This window comes from Anaerococcus groningensis, assembly GCF_046365465.1.
Classification (GTDB): domain Bacteria; phylum Bacillota; class Clostridia; order Tissierellales; family Peptoniphilaceae; genus Anaerococcus; species Anaerococcus groningensis.
Map to the genome: position 1 here is coordinate 1 of NZ_JBGMEG010000008.1, position 11652 is coordinate 11652.

9 protein-coding genes and 1 other RNA gene are annotated in these 11652 nt (G+C 30.3%); 9 read left to right on the plus strand and 1 reads right to left on the minus strand.

Annotated features, from left to right (window positions below; genetic code table 11):
* The first annotated feature begins 138 nt into the window (after positions 1 to 138).
* Positions 139 to 1485, plus strand: a complete 1347-nt coding sequence (locus AB9Q04_RS05010; protein WP_410024276.1) for a DUF438 domain-containing protein — start codon at positions 139 to 141, stop codon at positions 1483 to 1485.
* 47 nt (positions 1486 to 1532) lie between these two features.
* Here the strand turns inward: AB9Q04_RS05010 and AB9Q04_RS05015 are convergent, their stop codons facing one another.
* Positions 1533 to 2387, minus strand: a complete 855-nt coding sequence (locus AB9Q04_RS05015) for an AraC family transcriptional regulator (RefSeq protein ID WP_410024277.1) — start codon at positions 2385 to 2387, stop codon at positions 1533 to 1535.
* A 224-nt stretch (positions 2388 to 2611) separates the two neighbouring features.
* Here AB9Q04_RS05015 and AB9Q04_RS05020 point away from each other — a divergent pair, with 224 nt between their 5' ends.
* The 8 genes from AB9Q04_RS05020 (at position 2612) to rnpB (ending at position 11540) form a co-directional block, all read left to right on the plus strand.
* A complete protein-coding gene (locus AB9Q04_RS05020) occupies positions 2612 to 3298 on the plus strand; it encodes a DeoR/GlpR family DNA-binding transcription regulator (RefSeq protein ID WP_410024278.1) in 687 nt (228 codons plus the stop codon).
* Entirely contained in the window at positions 3298 to 4203 is a 906-nt protein-coding gene (pfkB, locus tag AB9Q04_RS05025; protein ID WP_410024279.1) for a 1-phosphofructokinase, read from the plus strand. Before AB9Q04_RS05020 ends, pfkB begins: the two co-directional genes overlap by 1 nt.
* A complete protein-coding gene (locus AB9Q04_RS05030; protein ID WP_410024280.1) occupies positions 4193 to 6112 on the plus strand; it encodes a PTS fructose transporter subunit IIABC in 1920 nt (639 codons plus the stop codon). The genes pfkB and AB9Q04_RS05030 overlap by 11 nt, the downstream gene beginning before the upstream one ends.
* Before the next feature lie 120 nt (positions 6113 to 6232).
* Positions 6233 to 7903: a DNA primase gene (dnaG, locus tag AB9Q04_RS05035; protein WP_410024281.1), complete on the plus strand. Its 1671-nt coding sequence runs from the start codon at positions 6233 to 6235 to the stop codon at positions 7901 to 7903.
* Positions 7896 to 9716 carry an RNA polymerase sigma factor RpoD gene (gene rpoD / locus AB9Q04_RS05040; RefSeq protein ID WP_410024282.1) on the plus strand — a complete coding sequence of 607 codons (1821 nt, stop codon included), beginning with the start codon at positions 7896 to 7898 and terminating at the stop codon, positions 9714 to 9716. Before dnaG ends, rpoD begins: the two co-directional genes overlap by 8 nt.
* Positions 9716 to 10399 carry a tRNA (adenine(22)-N(1))-methyltransferase gene (locus AB9Q04_RS05045; protein ID WP_410024283.1) on the plus strand — a complete coding sequence of 228 codons (684 nt, stop codon included), beginning with the start codon at positions 9716 to 9718 and terminating at the stop codon, positions 10397 to 10399. The genes rpoD and AB9Q04_RS05045 overlap by 1 nt, the downstream gene beginning before the upstream one ends.
* Positions 10390 to 11160, plus strand: a complete 771-nt coding sequence (locus tag AB9Q04_RS05050; protein ID WP_410024284.1) for a Nif3-like dinuclear metal center hexameric protein — start codon at positions 10390 to 10392, stop codon at positions 11158 to 11160. The genes AB9Q04_RS05045 and AB9Q04_RS05050 overlap by 10 nt, the downstream gene beginning before the upstream one ends.
* Positions 11161 to 11202: 42 nt before the next feature.
* An RNA gene (gene rnpB, locus AB9Q04_RS05055) (RNase P RNA component class A) lies at positions 11203 to 11540 on the plus strand.
* The last annotated feature ends 112 nt before the right edge of the window (positions 11541 to 11652 follow it).

Genomic DNA, 11652 nt, shown 5'->3' on the forward strand with positions numbered 1-11652 from the left:
GTTCGTTCAACTCACTTAAGTGAACAAACAAAAAACTGTAGTAAAATTTTACTACAGTTTTATTTTTTTGAATTTTTGTAACAATTGTTACTGATAATGATATTCTTTATATGTTAAGATAATTGTGGAGGATGAACTATGAGAATAGATATAAATGAAAACATTGCTAAGTTAATAGATTCTAATGAAACTTTAAAAAATGATTTAATAAATATTGGATTTATCGGTTTAGATAATCCATTGATGATAGAAAATATGGCAAGTAAAATGTCAATAAAGCGTGGAGCTAAGTTACTAGGAATTTCAGATGTTGAATCAAAGCTTGAAAGTCTTGGCTATGAGGTTATGGATTCATCCATGAATGATGAAGTTGTAGAAAGACAAAAATTAATTAAATCTTATATAAGAAGATTATCAGATGGGGAAGATATCGAAAAAGTCAGAAAAGATTTTAAAGAGAATTTTGATGGTGTATCCTCATCTGAAATTATGGATGCTGAGCAAGCGCTATTAAGCGAAGGTATGGATAAAGAAGAAGTAAGAAAACTGTGTGATGTCCATTCAGCGCTTTTTCACGGAATGACTAAAAATGAAAATATCACAAAAACCTATGAAAATGATGTTTTAAAATATTTTAACCATGAAAATAACAATATCAAGAAAGCCTTGAAAAAATACGAAGAATTATCTTTGGAAGAAAAATTTACAGAAAGTAAAGAATTAAAAAAATTATTAAATAGTCACTATAGGAAAAAAGGTGATTTAATCTATCCTCTGCTTAAATCAAAATATAATAAGCCAGGTCCTTCAGAAGTAATGTGGGGTGTGGATTATGAAATCTTAAAAAGTTTTAGTAAGGCTATAAAAAATAAAGATTTAGATTTATTAGAAAATACTCTTGCTAGGGCAGAGGAAATGACCTATAAAGAAGAAAATATATTGTTCCCATTATTAGAGGAAAATCTATCTGATGAAGATTATTCAAATATATATAACGATTTAAGTGAATATGACCAAAATATAAACATCAATCAGGCTGAAGATTCTAATAAAGTATTAAAACAAGAAGATGAAAATACAGATGGTTATATATATTTTTCAAAAGGAAAATTAAGAGTGGATCAACTTGAAGCGCTGCTAGATACAATGGACATTGAAATAACCTTTGTAGATGAAAAAGATATAAACTCATATTATAATGATCATAATGGAGATAAAGTTTTTAAAAGACCAAAGTCCTCTTTAGGTAGAGAGGTGTACTCTTGCCATCCACCTCAAGCTGAACGCAAGGTTAGAAAAATTATTGCTGATCTTAAATCAGGAGCTAGAGATAAAGTTGTAGTGATAAGAGATATAGCTGGCAGTGATTATACAGTAACCTACTATGGTGTTTGGGATAAAAATGGTAATTACAAGGGAATATTAGAAACTGTACAGAACGTGGACTTTTACAAAAATTATCTAAAAAAATGGAATAAGATGTAGCTAAATAAAAAGTCGAGTATTTAATTACTCGACTTTTATCTGTTAGATTACAATCTATGTTTTTTTCTAAATTGGGATGGAGTTTGTCCGACTTTCTTTTTAAATACCTGGTTAAAATAAGATTGGGAATTAAAACCTACTATTGATGAAATTTCCTCCATAGAATGATTAGTAGAAATTAGTAAATTTTTAGAAATTTCAATTCTTTTAAGAATCAAATATTCGATAGGGGTGACCCTATACGATTGTTTAAATTCTGATATTAAGTGAAATTTATTCATATAAGCCATTGCTGATAATTGCTCTAACTTGATATCCTCAGAATAGTTACTATCTATATAGTTTTTTATATAGTCAATCTGCCTATTAACTTTCCTGTCATGTTTTACAGTAATAATATTTTCAAATTTTCTTAAAAACTCTATTATAAATATTGCAGCCTTTGAATTGGCCATAGCTTTTGAAAATATTTTTTCAGAATGAAATTCATCAAAAATTTCATCAAAATATGTTGCATCTAGCTTGTTTTCCTCAATATTTGCTGAAAAAAAGTTAGTAGACTCAACTTTCCCATTTTTCTTATTTATTTTGGATAAAGATAACGATTCAACTCCAAAACCTATTATTTCACAAGTACCACATGCACCATCCACGTAAATTGTATGACCTATATTAGAATTAATCACAATTATATCATTTTGGTGAACACTTAAAGTTTCGTTTTCTACAGAGAGCTTTCCAAATCCTTGTTTGACATAGTAAAAATAAGTAAAAGGGTGAAACTGAATCCTTGAAGAATAATTTCTGCTGTAAATATTTTTTTGAGCATCTAAAACCTTTATATCTACATTTGATATGTCATTTTCTTGTTCTATATCTCTAAAATAAGTGTTTTCAATCATAATATTAGTTTCCTTTAATTCCATCCTTTATTAACATTATAATATATCTAATTACATTTTTAAAGTCATTTTAATAATTAGATATTTTTTCAATTTATTATTAAATTAGTTAAATATATTTATACCCAATAAATTCTTATAAAAATTTACTTTCGTTTAATAAATATTTAACAATTATGACTGTTTTTGATTGATAATGATTGAATCTGAAGTATATTATTTTTATGATTCTAGAAGAAAGATTAAATCTTATAAGAAATATACTAAAAAAAGAGGGAACAGTTTCTAATTCTCTTTTATTAGAAGAGCTAGATATAAGCGAATCAACATTAAGGCGAGACTTAGTTTATCTTCAGGATAAGGGAGAAATAAGACGAGTCCATGGAGGGGCTACCTTAAATAAGCTGCTTGAAGAGACAAACTTTCATTTTAATGAAACAACTAATATTGAAGCAAAGAAAAATATTGCAAAAAAAGCAAGTCTATTAATTGAAAATGGTGCTTATATATTTTTAGATGCTGGAACTACCACTCATAGCTTGATTGACTTCCTACATGATAAAGATGTCACAGTGGTAACAAATGGTCTGATGCATTTAGAAAAATTAAGTGCTCTAGCTATTCCTACGATTTTACTAGGAGGCAAATTAAAGGCATCTACATTTATAAGTTACGGTGAGCAGACTTTAAATGAAATAAACGATTTGAATTTTGACTTAGCATTTATAGGTGCCAATGGCGTAGAAAATAAAACTTATACTACTGCCGATATAAATGAAGCTTTGATAAAAAAAGCAGCCATAAGGCAAGCAAATAAAGCTTTTGTTCTAGCTGACTCTTCGAAAATAGATAAAAAATATTTTGCTAATATATGTACTTTTGAGCAAGCGAAACATATTAAGGAGGATTAATGATTTATTCACTCACATTAAATCCATCTATAGATTACATCATGAAACTTGATGAGTTTAAAGATGGAGCAACAAATAGGAGTTATGAAGACAAAAAATTCCCAGGTGGTAAGGGAATAATGGTTGCAAAACTTCTTAAAAATCTAGGGGAAGATCCTATAAATTTAGGTTTTATAGGTGGATTTACCGGTTCATATATTGTAGATTCGTTAGATAAACTTGGTATAAAAGAAGAATTTACTAAAATAGATGGGGACTCACGTATAAATGTAAAGCTCAAATACGATGAAGAAACTGAAATAAATGCTGGTGGGCCAGATATTAATGAAGATGAAATCAATAGATTTTTAGAAAAAATATCTGAACTTAATTCCACAGATACTTTAATACTATCAGGATCAATTCCAAAATCGCTTGGCCTAGACTTTTATAAAAAAATTCTGGATAAGAAAAATCTAGAATTTACTATAGATATAGGCGGCAAAGAATTGCTAGATTATTTATCTTATAAACCCTTATTAGTAAAACCAAATATCGATGAACTTGAGGCAATATTTGAAACTAAGATTGATGATAGAAACATTTTAACCTATGCTAAGAAGCTTTATGAACTTGGTGCTAAAAACGTAATTATTTCACTAGGGAAAGATGGATCTATTTTTGTAAGTGATGATATTAGTTTAAAGGCTAAACCTATTGAAGGAAAATTAATAAACTCAGTAGGAGCTGGCGATAGTATGGTGGGTGGTTTTATCTATGGTATAAAAAATGGTTTATCTAAAGAAAAAGCCTACAAACTTGCAGTAGCTTGTGGAACAGCAACTGCCTTTAGCGAAGATATAGCAAGTAAAGATTATATTTATGAAATATTAGAAAAAGTAGAGGTAAATGAATATGGAAATTAAAGATCTACTAAAAAAAGAGCTAATGATTCTAGATTTAAAGGCTGATAATAAAAAAGGTGCTATAGAAGAATTAGCTAGTAAATTTTATGAACACGGATATGTAAATTCTAAAGAAGAATTTGCAGATGGTTTAAGAGATAGAGAAGAACAAGGCTCAACAGCCCTAGGAGATGGAGTAGCTATTCCTCACTCAAAAAATAAAACTGTTAAAGAACCTGCAGTTTTATTTGCTAGAAAAAATGATGGACTAGACTACGAAGCCCTTGATGGTGAAGATACCTTTATATTTTTTGCCATTGCAGCTCCAGATGGAGAAAATAACCTTCATGTAGAAACTCTAGCAGAATTATCAAAAATGATAATGAAAGCTGGTTTTGTAGATGATCTTAAAAAAGTAAATAGCCCAGATGAAGTATACCAAGTAATAGATAAATATTCTGAAAATAAAGAAAAAACTGTTGTAGAAAATACCTATACATCAGAAACTACTACATCAAAAACTGAAAAAATATCAAATGAATCACCAAAAGATTTAATAGTAGCCGTAACTGCTTGTCCAAATGGTATAGCTCATACTTATATGGCTCAAGAAGGTCTTGAAGAAGCTGCAAGAAAAGCCGGAGTTGATATAAAAGTAGAAACAAATGGATCAGATGGTATCAAAAATAAATTAACTGATGAAGATATAAAAAATGCCAAGGCTGTAATAATAACTGCTGATAAAAAAGTAAAAACTGACAGATTTGATGGTAAAAAAGTAATCCAAAGACCAGTATCTGACGGTATAAGAAAAGCTGATGAATTAGTAGCTCACGCGATAAAAGGAGATGCAAGTATCTTCCATAGCCAAAATAATACCAGTAAAGATCACGCAAAAAGTTCTGATGATTCTCAAACCCTATGGCAAAAGATATATGGCGATGTGATGAATGGTATTAGTCACATGCTTCCATTTGTTATAGGTGGGGGGATACTGCTAGCAATTTCTTTCTTATTTGAAAGATTTATGGGAGATAGTTCACCAGTATTTACAGTTTTAAATGATCTTGGCTCTGATGCTATGAGCTTCCTAATACCAATTCTTGCTGGATATATAGCAATGTCTATTGGAGATAGACCAGCATTAATGCCTGGTATGGTTGCAGGACTTATGGCAAGTCGTGGAGCTGGATTTATAGGTGGGTTAATCGGTGGTTTTGTCGCAGGTTATATAATTAATTTTATTAAAAAAATCACTAAAAATTTACCAAAATCAGTTGAAGGTCTAAAACCTATGTTAATTTACCCAGTATTAGGTTTACTATTAACAGGACTTGTAATGTATCTAGTAGTAGACCCTATATTTACTGGAATAAATACAGCAATAAATAATTGGTTACTAAACTTAAGTGGGTCAAATAGAATCTTACTTGGAGCATTACTTGGTGCTATGATGGCAATAGATATGGGTGGTCCAATAAATAAAGCTGCTTATGCCTTTGCTATTGGAGTTTTTACAGATACAGGTATTGGATCATATATGGCAGCTGTAATGGTTGGAGGTATGGTGCCACCAATTGCTATAGCCCTAGCATGTACTTTATTTAAAAATAAATTTACAGATAAAGAAAAAGAAACAAAAATTACAAACTTTATCTTAGGACTAAGCTTTATTACAGAAGGGGCTATTCCTTTTGCGGCTAGTGAACCACAAAGTGTTATTCCTTCAGTTGCAATAGGATCAGCAATAGCTGGTGCTATAGTCGGAGCCTTTAATGTACAATCGCCTGCCCCACACGGAGGAGTATTTGTCCTTCCTGCTATGAGTAGCTTAAACCAAGCCTTGTTCTTCCTTTTAGCAGTAGCTGCTGGATCAATAGTAGGAGCATTAATTTTAGGAAAACTTAAGAAAAGACCAGAAGAAAAATAGCATAAATTATTCATAAAAGAGATTTTACAAAATAAGATTGTAGAATCTCTTTTTATTTTGAAGGTCTAAAATTGATTACAAAATTATTATAAGTATAATTTAGGTAATAGAGGTGATTATATGGCTATGATTTCAGAGCAAAAAATTGATGAAATTAGAGCAAGTTCTAACATTGTAGATATCATTGGAGAATATGTTGATCTCAAAAGAGCAGGTTCATCATATAAGGGCTTATGTCCCTTCCACAATGAAAAAACACCTTCTTTTACTGTTGATGAAAAGAAACAATTATTTCACTGCTTCGGCTGCGGAGTAGGAGGAGATGTTGTTTCTTTTATTATGCAAAAAGAGGGTTTATCATATCCTGAAAGTTTGGAATATCTAGCAAATAAAGCAGGTATAAGAATGGAATATTCTAATAACTATGAGGCCAATCCTAGAAACAAAGAACTTTATGAAATTAATAAAGATATTATGATGTTTTATTATAAGAATTTATTGACTAACAAAGAAGCTATTAACTACCTAAAAAATAGGGGACTTAGCGGTAAAATTGTCAATAGATTTATGCTAGGGTTTGCTAAAAATAGCTGGCAAGACTTGTGTGATTATATAGAATATAGGGGCTATGATAAAAAGGATTTAGAAGATATAGGACTTATAAAAAAATCTAGCAAGGGCAACTATTATGATAAATATAGAAATAGGATAATTTTTCCGATTATAAATCACTATGGTAATGTAATAGGTTTTGGTGGTAGGGCCATAGGTGATGAGATGCCAAAATACCTTAATTCACCAGAATCAGATATTTTTAAAAAAAGATTTAATCTTTATGGTCTAAATATTTATAAAAAGCAAAAAGGGACTGATATTATCCTTGTAGAAGGCTATATGGATGTAATTGCTCTAAATAATTTTGGTATCGATTATGGTGTTGCAAGTCTAGGAACAGCCCTTACACCTGATCAAGCTAAACTTATAAAACGTTATGCAGAAAATATTTATATCTGCTATGACAGAGATAGCGCTGGAATAAATGCAACTAATAAGGCCATAGAAATTTTTTTAGATGCTGGTGTTAAACCAAAGATAATCACCTTGGAAGAAGGGCTAGATCCTGATGACTTTATAAAAAAATATGGCAAGGAAGCCTTTCTAGAAAAAAAAGAAAATGCTTTGGATGCCTATAATTATAAGTATAATCAGATATTGGATTTATATTCAAAGGCCAATCCAAATGAAAAATATGAAAAACTTGATTTATTCGTAGAGTTTCTTGCAAGTATCGATTCAGATCTTACTCGTGAAATATTTACAAATAATGTATCGACTCTATTTAAGATAGACAAAAGCACTTTAAATCAAGCAGTCGACAAGTATAATACTAATATTAATGAAAAAGAAAGCCGCAAGAATTATTATAAGCAAAAAAATGATTCTAAGGTTATAGTAAAAAGCAATCCTCAAAAATTTAATTTCCTTGAGCTAGAAGTTTTAAGACTAATTTTTAATCAAAAAGAAGATTATTTGAAAAATCAGGAAATTTTTGATAAAAGTCTTACAAATTCTAAGCTTATAGATATGAAAGACTTTATTGTAGATAAAAATCTAGAAAAGTTTAATAAAAATGATGAGGATCATATATACATTTTAAATTATATAAGAGATAATACTAATCCTATTTATCCAAGTGAACTAGTCGATAAGATAGAATACTATGAAAAAATTAAAAAGCTGGATAAGTTAAGGTCTCTTAAAAATGAAGCTAAGGGGAGTTTTAATGAGTAGCGATAGCGATAAACTACTTGATGAAGATGTTTTAAATGAGATAATAGAAGAATTTCAATCTATCAGTGAATCTCAAGATGGAATGATTACCTATAGTCAAGTATATACATTTGAAACATTTAAAGAAATAGAAGATGATGGCAAAAAATATGTTATCTCACAAATAATCAGCAGGGGAATCGAGATAGTCGAAAAATCTGAGGCAAGCACTGATGATGATATAGAAGATGACAAAGATTTAAAAGATGATTTAGATGATGATATATCAGAAGAAGAGGATATCGACGAATCAAAAATTGAGGAAGAAGTAGTCGATGATGATGTCGATAATATATCAGGTATAAAACTAGATGACCCTGTAAAAATGTACCTAAAAGAAATTGGTAAAGTCTCTTTACTAACAGCTAAAGAAGAAATTCACCTAGCGCGCCAGATGGAAATGGGAGAAATAGCTAGAAAAAAATTAGAAGGTACTAATCTTAATAAGCAAAACAAAATGAAATTATCAAATGATATTTTCTTTGGAAACCTAGCTAAAGTTATAGAAATAGCCAATGATGAACTAGTAAATAGTGGTAGAATATCAGAAAGTTCTATAAATAATCTAGATGGTATTATTGCCATGGGCAAATTATTTGATGAAATAATGGTTGAAAATCCAGATGTAGAAAAAATTGAGGAACTAAAGGCCAAGGTTTTAATTTGTAAGATAGCTAGCCAATCTATAGAAGAAAAAGAACTATCAATAAGTGATGCAAACTCCTTATGTGATCTTTTTGATTCTTTTGATCATTTGATAAACTTAAATGAAAATGAAGAAGTTGTAACCTATAACTATGAGTTTTTTACAGACTTATTATCTACAGCTGCTAACAATGAATATATAAAAACCAACGATAGGATGATTATCGATAATTTTAAAGAGGCGGCAGCAGTTTCTCAAAGTATAAAAGATGGCAAAGAAGTAAATAACGAGTTTGAAAAAGATATAAAAATATATTTAGCTGATAGCAACCTAGCTCACATGATTTTAAGGTCTGATCAAATAAGCAGTGAAGATGAACTAAATCTAAAAAGAGCTATTTTAAAGGCTAAGAGAGCTAAGCAAAAATTAGCAGAAACAAACTTAAGATTAGTAGTATCTATTGCTAAAAAATATGTAGGGCGTGGTATGAGTTTCTTAGATCTTATTCAAGAGGGTAATATGGGTCTTATGAAAGCAGTTGATAAATACGATTATAATCGTGGTTTTAAATTCTCAACCTATGCTACATGGTGGATAAGACAAGCAATCACCCGTGCCATAGCTGACCAAGCCAGAACTATAAGAATACCAGTTCATATGGTAGAAACTATAAATAAACTCGTAAGGACTCAAAGACAACTTGTCCAAGACCTAGGACGTGACCCAACAAACGAAGAAATAGCAGAACAAATGGGTATAGAAGTTTCTAAAGTTCAAGAAATCAGAAAAATTGCCCAAGAACCTGTTTCTTTAGAAACACCAATTGGTGAAGAGGAAGATTCTCACTTAGGAGACTTTATAGAAGATGAAACAGCAGTTAATCCTGATGATGCGGCAAATTATACCATGTTACGTGAACAGTTAAATGATGTTTTATCATGTCTTGGCCAAAGAGAAAAAAGAGTTTTACAATTAAGATTTGGTCTTATAGACGGTACTCCTCGCACCCTAGAAGAAGTAGGTAAAGAATTTGATGTAACTCGTGAAAGAATTCGTCAAATTGAGGCCAAGGCCTTAAGAAAACTAAAATCACCAAACAAAAGCGAATCACTGAAAGACTTTTTATAATGAATGATAAAAAAAGATTAATGGAAATTGTAAATATAATTGACAGCGGAAAAAGTGTCATAGATGTAGGAACCGATCATGGATTGGTTCCTTTATATTTGGCAAAAAATGAAATAAGCACAGATATATTAGCAACAGATATATCAGCCCCATCCTTACAAAAACTAGAAGATAAACTAGATGATGATTTAAGGAAAATAATCAAAACGAGGGTAACTGATGGTTTTAAGGGTATAGAAAAAAAAGAAAATCAAGTCGCAATTATTGCTGGTATGGGTGGCAATACTATTATAGACATAATAGATGATAGCCTAGACTTTGTAAAAACTCTAGATTATATGGTACTGGCTTCAAACATTGCTACTGAAAAGCTTCGTTCATATTTAAATCAAAATAATTTTGAAATAACTAGAGATTTTCTAACCTTTGAGCATGGTAAATATTATGATGTTATTAAAGTATCTTACGGTAAAGCCCAAGACCTTTCCCTCGCGGACTTATATTATGGATACGAAAATATTGATAAGAGAAGCAAGCTATTAGAAGAAAAATTAGCTATTGACTACAAAAAAAATCTATCATTTAAAGAGGATATTATAAAAAAATCAGCTAATAATGATGGGCTTGATAAGATAAATAAAAGGCTAGAAGCTATAGATGAGGTATATAAAAGATGGAAATAAGAGATTTAATTTATAAACTAAATGAAAAATACCCCCTAGATCTTCAGGAAAATTGGGATAATTCAGGATTACAAATTGGAAATTTAAATAATGAATTAAAAAACATCCTAGTTAGCCTTGATTTAGAGGATGAGGGAGTAGATTTAGCTATTAAAAATAATTGTAATCTAATAATAACTCATCACCCATATTTATTTAATGGCACAAAGTCTATAGATTTATCTGATCAATTTTATAAGCGCTTAGAAAAAGTAATTAAAAATGATATTACAGTTTTTGCTATGCATACTAACCTTGATATAGCAGATGATGGATTAAATGATAATCTATGTAATATTCTAGAGATAAAAAATCCTAGAGTTTTAGAAGTAGGCAATGAAGTAGGACTTGGTAGATTTGGGGAAATAAATCCAACTCAGGCTAAAAATTTTGCAAGTATTGTTAAAGAAAAATTAAAAGCAGAAGAATTAATCTACTATGGGGATATGGAAAAAACCATTTCTAAAATTGCAGTTTGCGGTGGGTCTGGTTCTTCACTTTTAGATGACGCCCTTGAGCATAGCTGTGATCTTATGCTTACAGGTGATGTTTCTTATCATATGGCTATGGATTACTCAAATAGAGGTCTTATTATAATAGATGCAGGTCATTTTGCTAGCGAAAACCATGTTATTTATAAATTGAAAGATGTAATAGCAAGTATGACAGAAAAAGATGTATACACTTATTCTAAAGAAGATAGTTTTAGAACCTTTATCTAATATAGATTTTACAAAAGTTTAATAAACGGTAAAATAAAGCATGGAGTAAATCAGACAATCGCGGCTAAGTACGAGGAAAGTCCGTGCACCACAGAGCAAGGATGCTTGATAACGTCAAGTAGGAGTGATCTTCAGGCTAGTGCAACAGAAATATACCGCCGAGTTTACTCGGTAAGGTTGGAAAGGCGAGGTAAGAGCTCACCAGCTATATGGTGACATATAGGCTATGTAAACCCCATCCGGTGCAAGAACGAAGGGATGATAAACAAAGCTTGCTCGGCTTTGATCCAGAATGGTTGTTCGCTTGAGCTTATTGGCAACAATAAGCCTAGATAGATGATTGTCTAATACAGAACACGGCTTATAGATTTGCTCCTTACATAAATATTACAAAATGTAATTATTTTGTTTATCATATTATAAAATCTTACACTTTTAATTTGTTTTTTTAGTTATATTTATAATGTATAAGATATTTTTACAATATAGCTA

Coding starts and splice junctions, on each gene's coding strand:
- AB9Q04_RS05010 (WP_410024276.1), top strand. CDS start 139: ATGAGAATAGATATAAATGAAAACATTGCTAAGTTAATAGATTCTAAT.
- AB9Q04_RS05015 (WP_410024277.1), bottom strand. CDS start 2,387: ATGATTGAAAACACTTATTTTAGAGATATAGAACAAGAAAATGACATA.
- AB9Q04_RS05020 (WP_410024278.1), top strand. CDS start 2,612: ATGATTCTAGAAGAAAGATTAAATCTTATAAGAAATATACTAAAAAAA.
- pfkB (WP_410024279.1), top strand. CDS start 3,298: ATGATTTATTCACTCACATTAAATCCATCTATAGATTACATCATGAAA.
- AB9Q04_RS05030 (WP_410024280.1), top strand. CDS start 4,193: ATGGAAATTAAAGATCTACTAAAAAAAGAGCTAATGATTCTAGATTTA.
- dnaG (WP_410024281.1), top strand. CDS start 6,233: ATGGCTATGATTTCAGAGCAAAAAATTGATGAAATTAGAGCAAGTTCT.
- rpoD (WP_410024282.1), top strand. CDS start 7,896: ATGAGTAGCGATAGCGATAAACTACTTGATGAAGATGTTTTAAATGAG.
- AB9Q04_RS05045 (WP_410024283.1), top strand. CDS start 9,716: ATGAATGATAAAAAAAGATTAATGGAAATTGTAAATATAATTGACAGC.
- AB9Q04_RS05050 (WP_410024284.1), top strand. CDS start 10,390: ATGGAAATAAGAGATTTAATTTATAAACTAAATGAAAAATACCCCCTA.